The sequence below is a fragment of the Flavobacterium sp. genome, from assembly GCF_036405015.1.
In the GTDB taxonomy this organism is placed as follows: Bacteria; Bacteroidota; Bacteroidia; order Flavobacteriales; family Flavobacteriaceae; genus Flavobacterium.
This window is the reverse complement of the sequence record NZ_DASWYK010000134.1, coordinates 1-19,798: the sequence shown is the minus strand read 5'-3', so window position 1 is coordinate 19,798 and position 19,798 is coordinate 1. Positions and strand designations below refer to the sequence as shown.

At 32.5% G+C, this 19,798-nt stretch carries 20 protein-coding genes; 9 read left to right on the top strand and 11 right to left on the bottom strand.

Going from position 1 to position 19,798, the window contains the following annotated elements; genetic code table 11:
• The 9 genes from rpmB to VGE71_RS10330 all read right to left on the bottom strand — a co-directional run.
• A partial coding sequence (gene rpmB / locus VGE71_RS10370) for a 50S ribosomal protein L28 (protein WP_331138268.1) occupies positions 1-191 on the bottom strand: 191 nt, incomplete at its 3' end.
• A gap of 71 nt (positions 192-262) precedes the next feature.
• On the bottom strand, positions 263-1,516 hold the full coding sequence (locus VGE71_RS10365; RefSeq protein ID WP_331138267.1) for a CinA family nicotinamide mononucleotide deamidase-related protein: 1,254 nt from the start codon (positions 1,514-1,516) through the stop codon (positions 263-265).
• 183 nt (positions 1,517-1,699) lie between these two features.
• Positions 1,700-2,044, bottom strand: coding sequence for an Hpt domain-containing protein (locus VGE71_RS10360; protein WP_184159882.1), 345 nt, complete (start codon positions 2,042-2,044; stop codon positions 1,700-1,702).
• On the bottom strand, positions 2,044-2,655 hold the full coding sequence (locus VGE71_RS10355) for a fumarylacetoacetate hydrolase family protein (protein ID WP_111289096.1): 612 nt from the start codon (positions 2,653-2,655) through the stop codon (positions 2,044-2,046). The genes VGE71_RS10360 and VGE71_RS10355 overlap by 1 nt, the downstream gene beginning before the upstream one ends.
• Before the next feature lie 89 nt (positions 2,656-2,744).
• Positions 2,745-3,515 carry a 3'-5' exonuclease gene (locus VGE71_RS10350; RefSeq protein WP_331138266.1) on the bottom strand — a complete coding sequence of 257 codons (771 nt, stop codon included), beginning with the start codon at positions 3,513-3,515 and terminating at the stop codon, positions 2,745-2,747.
• Positions 3,516-3,737: 222 nt separating this feature from the next.
• Positions 3,738-5,093, bottom strand: coding sequence for a dihydrolipoamide acetyltransferase family protein (locus VGE71_RS10345; protein ID WP_331138265.1), 1,356 nt, complete (start codon positions 5,091-5,093; stop codon positions 3,738-3,740).
• A gap of 84 nt (positions 5,094-5,177) precedes the next feature.
• The gene (locus VGE71_RS10340) at positions 5,178-6,341 is read right to left on the bottom strand and encodes a glycosyltransferase family 2 protein (RefSeq protein WP_331138264.1); all 1,164 of its coding nucleotides are present in this window, start codon (positions 6,339-6,341) and stop codon (positions 5,178-5,180) included.
• A gap of 32 nt (positions 6,342-6,373) precedes the next feature.
• A complete protein-coding gene (locus VGE71_RS10335; protein WP_331138263.1) occupies positions 6,374-7,477 on the bottom strand; it encodes a hypothetical protein in 1,104 nt (367 codons plus the stop codon).
• Between the two features lie 245 nt (positions 7,478-7,722).
• On the bottom strand, positions 7,723-8,913 hold the full coding sequence (locus tag VGE71_RS10330) for a DUF5009 domain-containing protein (RefSeq protein WP_331138262.1): 1,191 nt from the start codon (positions 8,911-8,913) through the stop codon (positions 7,723-7,725).
• A 111-nt stretch (positions 8,914-9,024) separates the two neighbouring features.
• On the opposite strand from VGE71_RS10330, the gene VGE71_RS10325 reads away from it, so the two are divergent.
• Positions 9,025-9,762 (top strand): tyrosine-protein phosphatase, encoded by a 738-nt coding sequence (locus VGE71_RS10325; RefSeq protein WP_331138261.1) that lies wholly within the window; start codon positions 9,025-9,027, stop codon positions 9,760-9,762.
• Between the two features lie 3 nt (positions 9,763-9,765).
• Here VGE71_RS10325 and VGE71_RS10320 read toward each other — a convergent pair whose 3' ends face one another.
• Positions 9,766-11,181 carry an undecaprenyl-phosphate glucose phosphotransferase gene (locus VGE71_RS10320; RefSeq protein ID WP_331138260.1) on the bottom strand — a complete coding sequence of 472 codons (1,416 nt, stop codon included), beginning with the start codon at positions 11,179-11,181 and terminating at the stop codon, positions 9,766-9,768.
• Between the two features lie 135 nt (positions 11,182-11,316).
• On the opposite strand from VGE71_RS10320, the gene VGE71_RS10315 reads away from it, so the two are divergent.
• The 4 genes from VGE71_RS10315 to VGE71_RS10300 all read left to right on the top strand — a co-directional run bounded on the left by VGE71_RS10315 (position 11,317) and on the right by VGE71_RS10300 (position 15,788).
• Positions 11,317-12,282, top strand: a complete 966-nt coding sequence (locus VGE71_RS10315; RefSeq protein ID WP_331138259.1) for a T9SS C-terminal target domain-containing protein — start codon at positions 11,317-11,319, stop codon at positions 12,280-12,282.
• Between the two features lie 49 nt (positions 12,283-12,331).
• Positions 12,332-14,194: an ABC-F family ATP-binding cassette domain-containing protein gene (locus tag VGE71_RS10310; RefSeq protein WP_331138258.1), complete on the top strand. Its 1,863-nt coding sequence runs from the start codon at positions 12,332-12,334 to the stop codon at positions 14,192-14,194.
• A gap of 311 nt (positions 14,195-14,505) precedes the next feature.
• Complete coding sequence (locus VGE71_RS10305) at positions 14,506-14,976, top strand: FKBP-type peptidyl-prolyl cis-trans isomerase (RefSeq protein ID WP_331138257.1); 471 nt, start codon at positions 14,506-14,508, stop codon at positions 14,974-14,976.
• Between the two features lie 32 nt (positions 14,977-15,008).
• Complete coding sequence (locus VGE71_RS10300) at positions 15,009-15,788, top strand: class I SAM-dependent methyltransferase (RefSeq protein ID WP_331138256.1); 780 nt, start codon at positions 15,009-15,011, stop codon at positions 15,786-15,788.
• Positions 15,789-15,844: 56 nt separating this feature from the next.
• On the opposite strand, the gene VGE71_RS10295 is transcribed toward VGE71_RS10300, so the two are convergent.
• Positions 15,845-16,504, bottom strand: coding sequence for a DUF6565 domain-containing protein (locus tag VGE71_RS10295; protein WP_144218337.1), 660 nt, complete (start codon positions 16,502-16,504; stop codon positions 15,845-15,847).
• A 292-nt stretch (positions 16,505-16,796) separates the two neighbouring features.
• On the opposite strand from VGE71_RS10295, the gene VGE71_RS10290 reads away from it, so the two are divergent.
• The 4 genes from VGE71_RS10290 to VGE71_RS10275 all read left to right on the top strand — a co-directional run.
• The gene (locus VGE71_RS10290; RefSeq protein ID WP_331138255.1) at positions 16,797-17,489 is read left to right on the top strand and encodes an ABC transporter ATP-binding protein; all 693 of its coding nucleotides are present in this window, start codon (positions 16,797-16,799) and stop codon (positions 17,487-17,489) included.
• 82 nt (positions 17,490-17,571) lie between these two features.
• Positions 17,572-18,141, top strand: a complete 570-nt coding sequence (locus VGE71_RS10285; protein ID WP_229349106.1) for a cob(I)yrinic acid a,c-diamide adenosyltransferase — start codon at positions 17,572-17,574, stop codon at positions 18,139-18,141.
• Positions 18,142-18,357: 216 nt separating this feature from the next.
• A complete protein-coding gene (locus VGE71_RS10280; protein WP_007138072.1) occupies positions 18,358-18,579 on the top strand; it encodes a DUF2795 domain-containing protein in 222 nt (73 codons plus the stop codon).
• A gap of 87 nt (positions 18,580-18,666) precedes the next feature.
• Positions 18,667-19,798: DEAD/DEAH box helicase (locus VGE71_RS10275; protein WP_331138254.1), on the top strand; the 1,132-nt coding region annotated here is incomplete at its 3' end.

Genomic DNA, 19,798 nt, shown 5'->3' with positions numbered 1-19,798 from the left:
ATTCCATTTTTATTAATTGTTTTTATCGTAGATGCTGCTACTCTAAGAGTAATCCATCTATCTTCTTCTGGAAGATAAAAACGCTTTTTAACTAAGTTTACAGAAAACTTTCTCTTAGTTTTGTTCATAGCGTGAGAAACGTTATTTCCTACCATCGCTCTTTTACCTGTAAGGTCACAAACTCTTGACATTATACTTATCTTTTATCGTTATTCAAAATCAGGGTGCAAAGAAAAGAAAAATAAACCATTGGTGCAAAAAATTATTGCACAATTTTTAAAATTTCTTTCTGTAATATTTCCAAACTCTTAACTGATGCCCTATCTATCACTTTTTCACGCGGTTGTCCAAAGTTAAATTCTTCTACAATTACTCCATTTGGTGTTGCCAAAGCGATAAAAACAGTACCAATTTCAGCATCAGAATCGCCTTTTGAAGGTCCTGCATTCCCTGTTGTAGCAAGCGCATAGTCTGTTTTCATCAAATCCTTAACGTTCAAAGCCATAACAGACGCGACCTGAGCACTTACGACAGAAAATTCATCAATTAAATCTTGAGAAATTCCCAAAACATTCACTTTTGCTTCAGTTGCATAAGAAACAACGCTTCCTTTAAAATAACTTGACGAACCTGGGACAGCAGACAAAAGCGAAGCAATTCTTCCTCCAGTACAACTTTCTGCTGTTGAGATTGTTTTATTTTCTTTAGAAAGCAATTTACCAATTACCGTTTCAATTGTTTCGTTTTCCTCATAACCCACAATTATATCATGAATTATCGCATCTAAAGACTGAACATTTTCTTCAATCGCCTTCTCCAACTCCTCTCTATCTGTTCCTCGGGCAGTCATACGCAAGCGAACTCTACCCGGATTTGGCAGATAAGCCAGTTTTATAAATTCTGGAAGGTTATTTTCCCAATGTTCTATTCGTTCTGCGACCAAACTTTCGCCTTGACCATAAGTCAAAATTGTCTTATGGATAATATAAGGACGTTTGTATTCGCGAACGATTTTTGGAATTATTTCTTCTTCTACCAAATATTTCATTTCATAAGGAACTCCTGGAAGCGAAATAAAAACGGTATTTTCTTTCTTCATCCACATTCCCGGCGCAGTACCCACCTTATTATGCAAAACAGTACAAGTTGACGGCACAAGAGCCTGATCTTTATTCAATTGAGAAATTGGTCTTTTATAAAAACCTTCAATCAATTCTGTTACGTGTGCCAAAACTTTTTGATCTACAACCAATTCATCATTAAAGTATTCGCAGAAAGTTTTCTTTGTAACATCATCTTTTGTCGGACCTAATCCACCGGTTACAATAACAACATCTACCTTGTTTTGTAATTGCGAAAAAGTATCTAAAATATGTTTTTTGTCATCGCTGATTGACAACATTTCTGCCACCTCAACTCCAATTCTATCTAGTGATTTAGCAATAAAAGCCGAATTTGTATCAACGATTTGTCCAATTAAGATTTCATCTCCAATTGTAATAATTGCTGCTTTCATATCTGTAAAATATTTGTTTTTCTTACCAAAAGTAAGCCTGTAATTTATACGTAGAAAATTTAAATTTTGTCTTAGAGGAAGGTATTAACAGCTTTTACAAACTATAAACTGCTTACAAAACTTAAAAAATGATTTTGACTTATTCCCAATTCAAACAAAAGAGAATAAGTCAAACTTTATATATTAAAGATCAAAATCTTTTTTAATTTCTTTAATCGCTTCTTTTACTTGTATTTTAATACTTTTAAAAGTTTCGATAATATCTTTTTTCTTGCCTTCTGCTTTTGTCCAAGCTTCAACTTGAAGAATTTCTTCAAAAGCCACGTTTAATCCCATTAAATCTAATGTTGGTTTTATTTTGTGAGCGTAAGAATAAGCATATTTATGATCCTTTTTCTTAATTCCTTCTTTGATTTGTTTTAAATCCTCTGGAACTTCTGTAACAAATAAAGTTAAAATCTGATTTACAAATTCAGGATCGTTATCTGAAAGCGCATAGACTTTCGAAAGGTTATATTTTAAAGCCATTATTTTACTTGTATTCTGAATAATTTTTTATCTTCTAAAAAGCCTTCTAAAACATCATTGGGTTTTACAGCTGCAACACCCGCTGGCGTTCCTGTAAAAATAATATCTCCAATTTTTAATGTAAAAAACTGCGACACATGAGAAATCAATTCATCTATCTTCCAAAGCATCATACTAGAATTTCCTTTTTGAACGGTTTCTGAATTACTTCTTAATTCAAAATTAAGGTTTTCCATAGAAACAAAATCAGTTTTTGGCAAAAAATCTCCAATAACTGCCGAGCCGTCAAATGCCTTGGCTTTTTCCCACGGAAGTCCTTTTTCTTTTAGTTTACTCTGCAAATCTCTTGCTGTAAAATCGATTCCAACACTAATTTCGTCATAATATTTATGAGCAAATTTAGGTTCGATATATTTTCCAACCTTATTAATCTTTACGATAATCTCCACTTCATGATGAACATCTTCAGAAAATTCAGGAATTACAAATGGATGTTGTTTCAACAAAACCGCAGAATCCGGTTTCATAAAAACAACAGGCTCACTTGGACGCTCATTTTTCAATTCTTCTATATGATTGGCATAATTCCTGCCGACACAGATAATTTTCATTCTTTTTTATAGGTTCTAAGATTCTAAGGCACTAAGGTTCTAAGAAAGCAAAAAAACTCAGCATCTTAGAACCTTAACAACTTAGCATCTTATTTTGTATTTAATTTTCTTAATTTAATTGCTGTCAAAACTTTTTTGGTATACAAAGGAAAGTCAGCATTTTGAATCCAGCTAAAATACCCTGGTTCCGACTCTAAAACTTTTTCCACTTTAGCACCTTTATGTTTTCCAAATGTAAAAATTTCTTCATCATCTTTATCAAAAGCGATCATTCCAGCAAAATCGGCGATTTTTTTACGAGTTGTAAATTCAGACAAAGACTTCATATCATTTTCCAACTCTGGATAACGATCCAATTGCGCTTTTAAAATCTCGTAAGTCGCCATTGTATCAGCTTCAGCAGAATGCGCGTTGTCTAGACTTTTTCCACAATAAAATTTCAAAGCAGCACTTAAAGTACGTTCTTCCATTTTATGAAAAATAGTCTGAACATCCACAGAAACCTTATTTTTCATATCAAAATCGACTCCTGCACGAAGCAATTCTTCTGCCAGAAGTGGAATATCAAAACGATCTGAATTAAATCCGCCAAGATCACTGTCTTTTATCATATTATGAATATGAGAAGCCAATTCTGCAAAAGTTGGTTCGTTGGCCACTTTTTCGTCTGTGATGCCGTGAACGGCAGTTGTCTGTGGAGGAATTGGAATTGTTGGATTAACCAGCCAGGTTTTACTTTCTTTGTTTCCGTTAGGAAAAACTTTAAATATTGAAATTTCTACGATTCTATCTTTACCGATATCAATTCCCGTTGTTTCGAGATCAAAAAAGCAAATTGGTTTGTTAAGTTTTAATTCCATTTCTAATTTTTATAAGTTTACAAATGTAATTTTTAAAGCCGAATATCCTCCTTTATTCTGATTTTTTTTGTCGAAAAATGCTTTCCATTACTCAATTTTAACTTTTAAAAAATAACTACTTAATAAGTCTGGACGTTATCATTTAATTCTTTTCCTACAAAACAAAAAAATCCGATAAGTTGTAAACCTATCGGATTTGAATTTATTTTTATAATCGATTTTTTAGAAATCTCTATCTACATCAAAAGCTTCTAAATACTCTGCTACTCTTTTTACGAAACTTCCTCCAAGCGCCCCATCAACCACTCTATGATCGTAAGAGTGAGACAAGAACATTTTCTGACGAATTCCGATAAAATCACCCTCTGGAGTCTCAATAACCGCAGGTACTTTACGAATTGCACCAAGCGCTAAAATTCCAACTTGAGGCTGATTGATAATTGGCGTTCCGAAGACACTTCCAAAAGTACCAACGTTTGTTACTGTATAAGTTCCACCTTGTGTATCGTCTGGTTTTAGTTTTCCAGCTTTTGCGCGGTTTCCTAAATCGTTAACCGCTTTTGCCATTCCAACCAAATTCAACTGATCTGCATTTTTAATTACAGGAACAATTAGATTTCCGTTTGGCAATGCTGCTGCCATTCCTAAATTGATATTTTTCTTTTTAATGATATAATCTCCGTCAACAGAAATATTCATTCCTGGGAAATCTTTTAAAGCTTTTGCAACTGCTTCCATCATAATTGGAGTAAAAGTCAATTTCTCGCCTTCTCTTTTTTCGAAAGCTGTTTTTACTTTATCTCTCCATTTTACAATATTAGTTACATCAACTTCAATAAAAGATTGTACGTGAGCAGAAGTCTGAACTGAAGCCGTCATATAACCCGAAATCAGTTTACGCATTCTGTCCATTTCAACAATTTCGTCGGCACCATTTACAGAAACTGGAACTGCCTGTTGGCTTTTTTGAGCAACTGGCTCAACAGCTTTTGGAGCTTCTACTTTTGGTGTTTCAGTAACCACGTTCGAAGCTACTTCAACTATTTGAGGTGCCTGAACAGAACCTGATTTACGATCTTCTACATATTTTAGAACATCTTCTTTTGTTACGCGTCCGTCTTTTCCAGAACCTGCAATATTTTCAAGTTCATTTAAAGAAATACCTTCTTCTTTTGCAATATTTTTTACTAAAGGAGAAAAGAATTTATCAGATCCTGAGAAATCCTGAGAAGTGGCTACTGTTTCTTTAACCGCTTCGATTGTTTTCTCGATTTCTACAGCTTCTGCAGGAGCATCAACTTCTTCAACTTTATCTGCTACTACTGACGCATCGCCTTCTTCGGTTTCAATAATTGCGATAGTTTGTCCTACTTGTACTAAATCATCTTTACCAAACAATTGCTCAACTAAAATCCCTGATACTTCACTAGGCACTTCGCTATCAACTTTATCTGTTGCGATTTCGAGTACAGCTTCATCAGCTTCAATTTTGTCTCCAACTTCTTTCAACCAATTGGTGATGGTTGCTTCAGCGACACTTTCTCCCATTTTCGGAAGCTTTAATTCAAATCTTGCCATATTGTTAATCTAAAAGATGTTTTTGATTTTCAGATTGCGAAATTACTGAATATTTTAAATATAAATTACATTTAATATAATTTTTTACTCAATTTTCACGATTTGCCCTCTGTCATTTCGAGAATTGCTTCCAATAATAAAATTGGCTTTTTTGGGTAAAATTTTAAAAGTAATACTCTTATCTTTAAGAGTTTCTATGATTTTGATACATTTTTTGAATGAAACGTACTGATTATCCAAAATTATCTCCATCTTTTTTCCCTTAAAAATAAGGCACGAATTTACCATTTTTTCCTCGGGGATTTCTAAAAAGCTGACTTTATTTTTTAAAGTTAAGGCTAATTTTTCAGACAAATCTTCATTTAAAGAATAAAAAACATAAGATTCTGGACTGGGTTTAATTTTAACTTTTCCCTGAAACATTTTTACAAAAGAAAAAAACCAGGTTCCCATTTGAATGAAAAAAGTGAAAAACAATGATTTCTTAAAATGCTTTTGATAGAAGAAATTCATCGCCTCCTGAAATCGTTTCATATATTTTTCATCTTTCACTGTACTTTCTCCTTTATAATGCAAAACGGTGGTTTCATGAAAGTAAAAATTTGACTTTTGTTTTTGTAAGGCACGATAAGACAAATCAATATCGTCTGCATACATAAAACAATCTTCATCAAAACCTTTTAAATCTTCGTATAATTCTTTTTCTAAAAACATAAAAGCACCGACCAAAATAGCCACTTTTCCTGTTTCATTTTCGTTTAAATGTTGTGCATAATATTCGTTAAAAAGTTTGGTTTGAGGAAAGATTTTATACAATCCGAAAATTTTGGTGAAGGCAACCCAAGGTGTTGGAATTCCGCGTTTGCTTTCCGGCAAAAATTCTCCAGTACCATCTATCAGTTTACAGCCAATAATTCCGAGATTATTTTGCCTTTCGGCGAAAGCCAGAATCTTTGTAAAAGTATCTTCGGCAACAACGGTATCGGGATTTAAAATACAGATGTACTTTCCTTTCGCTTGATGAACACCAATGTTATTTCCCTTTGGAAAACCAAAATTCTCTTTGTTTTCAATTAGTTTTACATCAGGAAATTTTTGTTTCATCATCGAAACACTTTCATCTGAAGAATTATTATCAATTACAATAATTTCGGCATCGATTGTTGCGATTGCTTCCTGAACACTTAAAACGCATTGCTCGAGAAAGTAACGTACATTATAATTTAGAATAATAACCGATAATTGCATGTAAAATTGATCTTGTAGATTTTGCCCGAAAGTTAGAAATTTTCCGATAACCCCAAACGAAGCGACCAATCGTTTTTACTAATTCCGTAATCTAAAGCCAAATTACTTCCGTTTCGTTTGTTCCATTTGATACGAATTCCTGTTCCAACGGCTGGATTCCATTTTTTAAAGTCATAAGTTTCCAACTTGGAAACCGAAGAAATATTGGTAAAAAATACAGCACCAAAAAAACCATTTCGACTAATATCTGTTCGATATTCGGTTTCAAAATAAATAAGAGCATTACTTCTATATCTGTTTTTAGTAAAACCTCGTCCCGTTTTTCCTTCGCGATCCCAACCAATACTTGGCAAATCTAAATAATGTGGTTTTCCTCCAAAAGTTGACCAATAAAAAGCTCTAGAAGCCCAAACCCGATGTTTGGTTTTACTAAAAGAATGGTATTTACGAGCATCGATATATAAAGACTGCCATTTGTCACCTTCTACTCCACTGGTATTAATTCTCAAATCGGCTTCAATGTATAACCCTTGTTGTGGATTTATGATATTTTCACGAGAATCATAAAGTCCTTGAAGTGCAAATCCGAAAGAAGTTTCGTTTGAAAAATCGCCATTCATGTATTGATAATAATCGGTTTCTTCTTGTATATAAGATTCTTCAGAAATATTTTTATAATTGTCTAAAAGAAAACCAACTCCAAAACGATAATTTCCCACAATCTGCCTCGTAATGAACTGATAAAACCGCCATTGCTGATAATCTAATGTTGACATTTTATCTTTAGAATCGTGTTCACCCAAGCCATATGTAAATTGAGGATAAATCATATAGCGATAATCTCCTGTAAAGTTCCATTTATTTTCGCTCGTATAAATATAAGACTGAACAGGAAAAACGTATTGCTTGGTAAAACTGAAATAAGGCGAAAAAGTCACCTGCGACATTCTTGTTTTTTGATGATCTTCGCCCAAATAAAAAGTGGTTAGAAAAGAAACCACTAAACCTGTACTGGAATTAACATCTACAGGAACAGGCAGCAAGGAGAATGAGACTTTTTTTTGATGGTCTTTTTTAATGGAATCGTTTTTATCGAAAATCTTGTGAATAACATCTAAAATATCCCTATTTCCCATAGTCAAGCTGTCGTTTTGAGCATAACAAAACGACCCTATTAAAAAAAACAAGAGAAAACAAACAACTTTTAAAACACTCACTTGCAATACTTTAAAAACCATCACTCACAAATTTAGAATTTTATTCTGTAAGATTTTTAAAAAGTTTTCAGTGTCAGTATTCAGTCGCAGTCGCAGTTTTCAGTCGCAGTTTTCAGTCGCAGTTTAAATATTGTAACTGAAAACTGAGACTGAAAACTAAAAATTTAAAGATGCAGTTGAATTTTATATCGATTTAGGATTTTCATTACAAAGAGCATAATAGTCGAAAATACCAAAGACCAAATAATTCCTGGCACTCCAACTCTAAAATACCCTGGAATAATATGAACGTTTATAAGTTTACAGAAATAATAAATAATGCCAGGCAAAATATAAATCAGTAAAGGATTTGCGGCAGCTGGCATGAAGAATTCGCTCCATTTGGTTTGTTTTTTAACTTCCATCAACCAATACAAAAAATAAAACAGAATGGTACAAATTCCCGCCGATAGCATAGTCCACGAAGGAGTTCCTTGTATTTTGGAGATTCCGAAAAACGGTCTTAGAAAAAAACCAACAGTAAAAAAGAAAACGATGAAACCGATTACTGCCCAATTAATTTTATTCTCTATTTTTCGATCAAAGAACAATAAGGAAATTATAATTCCTGCAGAAACTAATGCGGCATGAGTAAGATGGCCTGCAACAAAACTGAGCCAAGAAGTATTTTGAACAAAAGAATTTTCGGTTAAATTGAGAGAATTCATCACGATACAAAAAACTAAAAATCCGATCATAGCCCATAATTTTCCAGAAACCAGCCAATAATAAATCACTGTAAAAAGATAAGCCCAACCAATTAAACCCAGAATTCCCCACCATTTTGGAGTCATTCCTCTTTCACCAGTATCCTGAATATATAAAAAGTAAAGTATAACCAATACCGTTATAGCTCCATATTGAAATACATTTTTTAGCCAAACCGGAAAATCTTTAGGATATTTATTCCAAATTGGAATTGGCATTATATAAGCCAAAAGCGCCCAAAGCACTGGAGAAATTATCATTTTGGCCGCATCGTAACCATATTCGGCATTTACCATGAAAACACCAATAATTATAAGCGCCAGAGCTCTTTTTAAAGTATGAGTCCAAATTGTTTTTGTACTGTCGCCTTTTATCAATCTGGCATTAAAAGCAAATGGAACAGACATTCCGACAATAAATAAAAAAGCAGGAAAAACCAAATCAACAAAAGTCATTGCATCTGCATCTGCAGGCATGTGTCTCATCCATTGTGGGACATGTTGAATACTTGCCAATTCATTTACAAAAATCATTACAAAAATGGTAATTCCACGCAAAGCATCGATAGAAATAATTCTTTGATTGAATAAATTCTCTTTTATTTTCATAATTTTTTACTTTTTTACTAAAAATCAAATATAACATAATTCTAAAATGCCTTATTAGAAATTCTACTGTAATTTTGCATTCTATTAATTTGAGTTACACACTTTTGTCCCATGCTTACATTTTTCAAGTCAAAACCTGTTTTAAAAGAACTGCTTAATGGTGATTTTGTAGATATACATTCTCATATTCTGCCAGGTATTGATGATGGTGCTAAAAATCTGGAAAAATCTGTAGAACTTACACGTTCTTTTCAGGAATTAGGAATCGCTCAAATTATCACAACACCACACATCAGTCATTTTGTTTGGAATAATTCGCCAGAAATAATACAATCAAAACTCGACGAAACTAAAAAAGAGTTGATTCAAAATAATATCCAGATTCCTTTTAAAACATCGGCAGAATATTTTATAGATTATTGGTTTGAGAATCATTTTAAAGAAGAAACACTACTTACTCTAAAAGATAATTATGTTCTGGTTGAGATCTCGTATTTAAGTGCTCCAATAAACTTATACAAAACCATTTTTGAGATACAAGTGGCTGGCTACATCCCGGTTTTGGCACATCCGGAGCGTTATGTTTTTTATCATGATCATTTTAGTGAATACGAAAAACTAAAAAATGCAGGTTGTCTTTTTCAACTCAACCTATTGTCGACTGTAGAATATTATGGTTCGAAAATTGCCAAAATAGCCGATGAACTTCTAAAAAAAGGAATGTACGATTTCTGCGGAACCGATATACATCACAGAAAACATGTTGCTTCATTTAACGAAAAAATAAAAATCGGAAATATTGAAGAGCTGAAGGAAGTTATTTCTAATAATCAGTTTTTTAAATTCTAAAAACTAATAAGCATTTTCTTCTCCTTTAAAAACATTGATTATTGTTTTTACAATTATTCTAATATCCAGAAGAAAACTCCAGTTTTCGATATACCAAATATCATATTCAACACGATTTTCCATATCGCTGAGAACTTTTGTTTCGCCTCTAAAGCCATTAACTTGCGCCCAACCAGTAATTCCTGGCTTAGCGTATTGACGAACTAAATAATTATTAATCAAATCACTATATTCTTTAGCAAGATTAACCATGTGAGGCCTTGGACCAACTACCGACATGTCTCCCATAAAAACATTAAAAAACTGCGGTAATTCGTCTATACTGGTTTTACGAATAAAAGCACCAAATTTTGTAATACGACTGTCTCCTTTTTCGGCTTGTTTATTGTGTGCTAATCCATTTACGTACATACTTCTGAATTTCAAACACATAAACGTTTCATTATCTCTTCCCGATCTTTCCTGCTTAAAAAAAACAGGCCCAGGAGATTCCAATTTTATAACAATCATAATAATAGGAAAAAGCCATGGAAAGATGAACAGAATTACTATACTAGAAAATAAAATATCGAAAAACTTCTTTATGACTCTGTTTGAAGCATACTCAAGAGGTTCTGTACGAAACATTAAAACAGGTATATTTTCATAAAAAGAAACTTCTACTTTACTGGCTTTTGTATATTGCTCGAAATCTGGAATAAACTTAATACGAACCATATTTTGCTCGCAGATTCGAATCAGTTCGTTAATCATTTCGATATTTTCAATATGTAATGCAACATACATTTCATCGATTTGTTTTTCGATTACAAACTTTTCGATATTCTCAAACTGTCCGCCAATTAAAGCCGGATCTACCGTTACATTTTCGACCTTATCAAAAAAACCTAGAAAACGATAACCATAAGTAAGGTCTTTTGCCAGCACTTTTCTAATTCTTTCTCCAGTTTCATTTGCTCCAACAATTATAAAAGTTTTAAAATTATATCCTTGTGTTCGAATGTATTTTAAAAGTTTCATTGACAAAACTCTTGAAATCATTAAAATTCCGAAAAATATAAGATAAAAATAAACCATTCGAAGTCTTGAAATATCATCATACTTTAGATAAACAACAAATATGGAAACCACTGCTGCATGAATTACAATCTTCTTTATAGTTCTCCATAAAATATTCTCTATCGGTTCAACGCGAATACTTCTATTAGAATCATTTTGAAGCAATAATGCAACCCAAATTAAAATAGCCAGAAGAGAAATTGTACGTTCTTCTTTAGACAGCAATTTATCTAAACTTCCAAATCTTGAAAACGCGGAAAGTACTGTTGACAAGTTTAGCAATACGATATCAACTACAACAAACAAAAGTTTGAAGTAACGCGAAATTCGGTAATGAGATAACTCTTGTAAAATTTTCATACTGGGGTAATCCTATTCTTAAAGAATAAAATGCATCGGGATGCAAAGTAACATTTAAATTGTATTTATTACTAGTTATTTTATTGTATTATTTAAAACTTTACATTTAACTTGTACAAAAATAACATTGCAATTATGATAAAAATTGTTTTCTTCTTCCTTGCAATCACAACAGTCGGTTATTCACAAATTTCAGGATGCACAGACCCTCAGGCCGAAAATTACAATCCGAAAGCTTTACAAAACGACGGAAGCTGTAATTATAAAACTTTAAAATTAAAACCTGAAAATTCTACACACCTAAGTGATTCATTACATGAGACTTCAGGATTAATCACTTTCAAAAACCTATTATGGACACACAACGACGATCATGATAAAACTATTTATGGAATAGATTCTTTAGGAAAAATCAAAAGAAAAATTATTCTTAATGATGTTGTTAATCACGATTGGGAAGAAATTGCACAAGACGACCTACAACTATATATTGGTGATTTTGGAAACAATTATTCTGGAAACAGAAAAGATCTTCAAATTCTTAAAATAGAAAAACAATCATTCTTGGAAGAAAACCCAAGAATCGAAAAAATCGCTTTCAACTATTCCGATCAAACTGATTTTTCTGCCACAAAACCAAATAAAACCGACTTTGACTGTGAAGCTTTTATCATTTCTAAAGACAGTATTTATCTGTTTACCAAACAATGGAATTCGTCTAAAACCAATATTTATTCGTTGCCAAATCAAACAGGAAATCATGTTGCGAAATTCAAATCGACCCTAGACACAAAAGGTTTAGTAACAGGAGCAACTTACCTTGAAGATAAAAATCTTATTGTTTTGTGCGGTTACACCAAACTCGGAAAACCATTTTTATACTTGCTGTACGATTTCAAAAATCAAGATTTTACATCAGGAAATAAAAGGCGAATAAACTTAAAACTTCCATTTCATCAAATTGAAGGAATTGCTACAAAAGACGGTATTCATTATTTTTTGACCAATGAATCTCTGGTTCGCAAACCTGTGATAAATGTACAACAGCAAATTCATTATTTCGATTTGAGTTCTGTTCTCGGTTTGTATCTCCATAAATAATTGGCAAATCGTAAGATAATAGTTTACTTTTGCAAAAAATTTTATTCTTGTGAATTATTTATCTGTAGAAAATATATCAAAGTCATTTGGAGAAAGAGTCCTTTTTGACAACATTTCTTTTGGAATTAACAAAGATCAAAAAATCGCTTTTATTGCTAAAAATGGTTCCGGAAAAACAACCATTATGAGTATTATTAACGGTTTGGACGAACCAGATACCGGACAAGTTGTTTTAAGAAAAGGCATCAGAATGGCATTTTTATCTCAGGATAATAATCTTCAAGATGAACTTACTATTGAAGAAAGTATTTTCGCTTCAGACAACGAAACCCTTAAAGTGATTGAAGCTTACGAAAAAGCATTAGAAAACCCTTCAGACGAAGAAGCTTACCAAAAAGCTTTTGATGCAATGGATCAGCACAATGCTTGGGATTTTGAAACGCAATACAAACAGATTTTATTCAAATTAAAACTGGAAGATTTTAAACTTAAAGTAAAAAATCTTTCTGGGGGACAGAAAAAACGTCTTTCGTTAGCCATAATTCTAATCAATCGTCCTGATTTATTGATTTTGGATGAGCCAACCAATCACTTAGACTTGGAAATGATCGAATGGCTGGAAAGTTATTTCGCTAAAGAAAACATTACCTTATTTATGGTAACGCACGACCGTTTCTTTTTGGAACGCGTTTGTAATGAAATTATCGAATTAGACAACGGAAAATTATACCAGTACAAAGGAAATTACTCTTACTATTTGCAGAAAAAAGAAGAAAGAATCACATCTGAAAATGCGAGTATTGACAAAGCTAAAAACCTTTTTGTAAAAGAATTAGAATGGATGCGTCGTCAGCCAAAAGCGAGAACAACCAAATCTAAATCTCGTCAGGACGATTTTTACATTATTAAAGAAAAAGCACAAAGCCGACGTAAAGAAAACAAAGTTGAACTTGAAATTAATATGGAAAGAATGGGAAGCAAAATTATTGAGCTTCATAAACTTTCTAAGAAATTCAAAGATCGCGTTATTTTAGACAATTTTAGTTTCGATTTTCAACGTGGAGAAAGAATCGGAATTATTGGTAAAAATGGAACGGGAAAATCGACTTTCTTAAATCTTCTTACAGGAACAATTCCGCCAGATAGTGGGCGTGTTGTAAAAGGCGACACTATAAAAGTTGGTTATTACACCCAATCTGGAATTAATCCGAAACCAGGTCAACGTGTAATTGACATTATTAAGGAATATGGAGAATATATTCCGCTTGCAAAAGGAAAAATCATTTCGGCTTCGCAGTTATTGGAACGTTTTCTTTTTGATGCTAAAAAACAATACGATTATGTCGAAAAATTAAGTGGTGGCGAATTAAAACGTTTGTATTTATGTACCGTTTTAATTCAGAATCCAAACTTTTTAATTCTGGATGAGCCAACCAATGACTTGGATATTGTGACTTTGAATGTTTTAGAAAGCTTTCTTCTAGATTATCCAGGCTGTTTATTGGTAGTTTCTCACGATCGTTATTTTATGGATAAGATTGTGGATCATTTATTTGTTTTCAGAGGACAGGGTGAAATCGAAAATTTCCCAGGAAACTATTCAGATTTCAGAGCTTATGAAGACAGTGCTGATGTTGCTCAAAAAGAAGAAAACAAAGCCGAAAAGAAAGATTGGAAACAAAATAATCCAACAGGAAATTTGACTTTTAACGAACAGAAAGAATACCAAAAAATCGAAAGAGAAATTAAAGATTTAGAAATCGAAAAAACGAAAATCGAACAATTATTCTCTGACGGAAAAGTAGCCGACACTGACATTGAGAAAAAAGCAAATGAACTTCAAAACATAATTAACAAAATTGACGCAAAAGAAGAACGTTGGTTTGAGCTTTCCGCTAAAATTGAAGGGTAAATTATGAGTTTTCAGTCTCGGTCTCAGTTTTACAGTATTCGTAAATATTTACTAGTGACTTATTCTTCAAAAAGTAATCTTTTTCTTTATTTTTTTTCTATTCTTGTAAAAAAAACAAAGAATGAATTATATTACTAAAGAAAAATTCGAAAATTTAAACTTAAAAAGTATAGAGATTGGAAAACTAATTAATTTTATGATCAACAATCCAAACAAATTTGGATGCAACTAATAAGCAAACTGAAAACTGAGACCGCGACTAAAAACTAATTTTCTTATATTTACGAACTACAAAAAAAAACAAATACCACATGAAAAAATTATTAGTAGCATTTTCGATCTTGACATTTTTTATTTCTTGTTCAAATGATTCAGGATTACAAAGAATTCCTGAACAGATAGATTATAGTGCTGAAAACGAAAAAGAAATCACAGAATATCTGACCAAAAACAATTTAACAGCAGTTAAAACAGGTACTGGTTTACATTATATTATTACCGAAGAAGGAACAGGGAAAAAACCAACTTTAGAATCAAATATAACAGTTACTTACAAAGGCTCTTTAACCAATGGAACTGTTTTTGACCAAAGTACAACAAATGTAACTTTCCCATTAAAAAGGTTAATTGCAGGATGGCAGGAAGCATTACCTCTTTTTAAAGAAGGCGGAAGCGGAATTTTGTATATCCCTGCACATTTAGGTTATGGAGGTGACAAGGTTCAAAACATTCCAGCTGGTTCTGTTTTAATTTTTGAAATTAAATTAATTACGGTAAACTAATTCGTTTAAAAAAGACGAAATAATTAATACGAATGCTATTTCAAATTAAAGCTTATCTAAAATTTCTTTGGGATTCTAAGAACGAACACGCTGTTCACTCGCCTTTTGTTTTTAGTTTATTAACAAAATGTTTTTACGATAAAAAAACAAAACCTGAATATGCAATTCTAAAAAACTATAGAAAATCTCTTTTAAAAAATAAAAACTTTATTGAAGTAACTGATTTTGGTGCTGGTTCAAAAGTATTCAAATCAAACAAAAGACAGATTTCTAAAATTGCTCAAACGGCGGGAATTTCACCCAAAAGAGCAGAATTATTATTTCGTGTATCGAATTATTTTCAACCTCAAAATATTCTTGAAATAGGAACATCTTTAGGTTTGGCAACTTCAGCTTTGGCTTTGGGAAATCCAAAAGCAAAAGTAATTACAATTGAAGGTTGCCCTAATACAGCTGGTATTGCAAAAAATCAATTAAATGAATTTGATTGTAAAAATGTTGAAAATGTAATTTCTGAATTTGAATCTTTTTTAATTTCTGAAAACCTGCAAGCTTCAAATTACAATCTAATTTATTTTGATGGTAATCATTCTAAAAGAGCAACTCTTGCTTATTTTGATCTTTTACTGCCAACGATTGATAACGATTCTGTCTGGATTTTTGATGATATTCACTGGTCAGAAGAAATGGAAGAAGCGTGGGAAATTATTAAAAACCATCCTAAAGTAAAAGTAACAATTGACACTTTTCAATGGGGATTTGTATTCTTCAGAAGAGAACAGCCGAAAGAACATTTTATAATTAGAACATAAAAAAAAGACAATCATTTCTGATTGTCTTTTTTTTATCTAATTCAAAACTTTAAAGTTTATTTTTTAGCTTCTTTGTTTTCTTCGGCTTTTGCTCCCATTCTGTTTACAGTATACATAGGTGCAAATTTAATTTTCAAACCAGCAATTTTTCTATTATCAGAAGCTGTTAAACCTTCTTTTTCAACAGTATTTTTTCTGCTGTCTAGCGCTTCGTACAATACTTTAATTTCATCCCAGTCTTCACGAGAATATTTATCTTTATTATTTTCAACTGTATGAACAAACTGTTGGTAAACACTATGAATATTTTGAGCATTTACCCAAGCAAAACTCATATCGTCTCCAATTTTTCCTTCACCAAATAAGGCATTTCTTAATTGTTGTTTAGGACTTGGAGCCGGAGGGGCTAAAAGGGTGGTCATTTCGTTTTTGAAACTCTCGTATTTTGCTTTACTCGTATTTATTTTTTCTGTTTGAGCTGCATTATCTTTAATATCTGCTAAAGCCGCATCAGCTTCTGCTGCTCTTCTATCGTATTCTGATTCTACAGCATTCCAATTTTCTTTCAAATCATCAGCTTTTACATTTTTAACCGAATCAACGTAGGTTACATATGAATCAATTGTACGCTGTGCTTTTTCTTGTTTTTCGTCTTTACATGATGTAAAGCTTAATGCCAATAATGCAATTCCTGTTGCTATTTTAATATTTTTCATAATCTTGATTGTTTTAATTAATTACATTACAAATTTACCCAACCTTTAACAGCTAAAATTACATTATTACCATATTTTTAAGAATAAAAATATATTAAAACTATAAAAAACATAGAATCATGATAATTATACAATATTTCACTAAAACAATATAACAATTTCAAAATAGGTTTATTTATTATTTTGATTCAAATTACATAGTAAAGGTAATTTGTAACAAAAGTCATTTCTCAACTACTAATCGTTTTATTGAAAAGTGTTTTGTACTTTTAAATCCAAATTATAAACCAAAATGGCTGAACCATTAATTAAAATAACTGATATCAAACGTAATTTTGTTTTAGGAAACGAAATTGTATATGTTTTAAAAGGAATAAATCTGGAAATAAAAAAAGGTGAATATGTTGCTTTAATGGGACCTTCGGGATCTGGAAAGTCTACCTTAATGAATTTATTAGGATGTTTAGACACTCCAACTTCTGGACAATATGTTTTAAACGGAAAAGATGTCAGCCAAATGAGAGATGATGAATTGGCCGAAATTAGAAACAAAGAAATTGGTTTTGTTTTTCAGACTTTTAATTTATTACCAAGAACCACAGCACTTGATAATGTTGCGCTGCCAATGATTTATGCAGGTTACGGAAAATCGGATAGAATTGCACGAGCGACAGAAGTTCTAAAACAAGTAAACCTTGCCGACAGAATGGATCACCAGCCAAATCAGCTTTCTGGGGGACAACGTCAGCGTGTTGCCGTTGCAAGAGCTTTGGTCAACAAACCTTCCATCATTCTTGCCGATGAACCAACCGGAAATCTAGACAGTAAAACCTCTGTAGAAATCATGAAGCTTTTTGGTGATATTCACGCACAAGGAAATACTGTAATTCTAGTAACTCACGAAGAAGATATTGCTGCCTACGCGCACCGCGTTATTCGTTTAAGAGACGGATTAATTGAAAGTGATAATCGTAAAGAAGTTTAACCGTTTATTTGGTTAATCGTTTAATCGTAACGAAAAGAAAAACTTAGAACCTCAGCATCTCAGAACCTTAGCATCTTAAAAAATGAAAGTATATACCAAAACCGGCGACAAAGGCACAACGGCTCTTTTTGGAGGAACACGTGTACCTAAAGATCATATTAGAATTGACAGTTACGGAACTGTTGATGAACTAAATTCTTACATCGGACTAATTCGTGATCAGGAAATCGATTCGCATTATAAAACCATTTTAATTGAAATTCAGGATCGACTTTTTACTGTTGGTGCCATTTTGGCAACTCCACAAGAAAAAGAAGTTTTGAAAAACGGAAAACTTCGCTTAGAAAATCTCGGAATAATCGATTCGGATATTGAATTGCTCGAAAACGAAATAGATAAAATGGAAGAAAGCCTTCCGCAGATGACTCATTTTGTTTTGCCAGGCGGTCATCCTACCGTGTCACATTGTCATATTGCACGTTGTATTTGCCGTCGTGCAGAGCGTTTAGCGGTACATTTAAGTCACAATGAACACGTTCCTGAAATCGCAATTATGTACTTAAACCGACTTTCTGACTACCTTTTTGTCTTGGCACGGAAGTTGTCGTTTGACCTAAAAGCGGAGGAAGTGAAATGGATTCCGAGAAAGTAAACAGTCGCAGTTTTCAGTTTTCAGACTGATCAAAGCGCAAAAACTGAATACTTAAAAAACGCAGTAATTAGCAGTAAATTTAAGTTTTAATACTGAAAACTGTCACTGAAAACTGGGTACTAACAGAGACGTTCTTAAATTTTATTAAAATAAATCAAAATTTACTTGTCTTTTTCAGTAAAAAATTTATTTTTGCACAAACTAAACAGATAACAGATGTATTGGACATTAGAATTAGCATCTTATTTAAGTGATGCGCCATGGCCTGCTAACAAAGACGAACTTATTGACTACGCTATTAGAGCTGGTGCTCCATTAGAAGTAGTAGAAAACCTTCAGTCAATCGAGGATGAAGGCGAGATATATGAATCAATGGAAGAAATTTGGCCTGATTATCCAACAGACGAAGATTATCTTTGGAATGAGGATGAATATTAAAAAATAAACCAAAGAAAAAGTCTCTCGTTAAGGAGACTTTTTTTTTGGTTCAAATACATATTAAATAATAAAGAAATACAATAAATCATGAGTTTCATAAACAGTATTATTAAAGTCTTTGTAGGTGATAAATCACAGAAAGATGTCAAAGCTTTACAACCTTACTTAAATAAAATTAAAACATTCGAAGCTCCTTTAATGAGTCTTTCTAACGACGAATTAAGAGGTAGAACCGTTTATTTTAAAGATAGAATTAAAGAAGCTAGAGCTGATAAAGATGCTAAAATTGCTTCGCTTAAAGCGGAAGTAGAAAACATCGAAGACATCGACAAAAGAGAAGATCTTTATGACGCTATTGATGCTCTTGAAAAAGAAGCTTACGAAATCTCTGAAAAAACTTTATTAGAAATTCTTCCAGAAGCGTTTTCTGTAGTAAAAGAAACGGCTCGTCGTTTTAAAGAAAACTCACATATTGAAGTTACGGCAACTCCAAAAGACCGTGAATTTTCTGCTACAAAACCTTATATTACAATTGATGGTGAGAAATCTATCTGGGCAAACAAATGGAATGCTGCAGGAAAAGATATCACTTGGGACATGATTCACTACGATGTTCAGTTAATTGGTGGTATGGTATTGCACGAAGGTAAAGTTGCCGAAATGCAAACGGGAGAAGGTAAAACTTTGGTTGCTACTCTTCCACTTTACTTAAACGCTTTGACAGGAAACGGAGTTCACTTAGTAACAGTGAATGACTACTTAGCAAAACGTGATAGTACTTGGAAAGCTCCTTTATTCGAATTCCACGGTTTATCTGTAGATTGTATCGATAATCACCAACCAAGTACAGAACAAAGAAAGAAAGCTTATGATGCTGATATCACTTACGGAACGAACAATGAGTTTGGTTTCGATTACTTAAGAGATAACATGGCGCACTCTCCTAGCGATTTAGTTCAGAGAAAACACAATTTCGCTATTGTCGACGAGGTGGATTCTGTATTAATTGATGATGCTAGAACACCGCTTATCATTTCAGGACCAGTTCCTCAGGGAGATCGTCACGAATTCAACGAATTGAAACCAAAAATCGAAAACTTAGTTGCGCAACAACGTCAGTTAGCGAATGGTTTCTTAGCTGAAGCTAAAAAATTAATCAAAGAAGGTAATACTAAAGACGGAGGTTTCTTATTATTAAGAGCTTACAGAAGTTTACCTA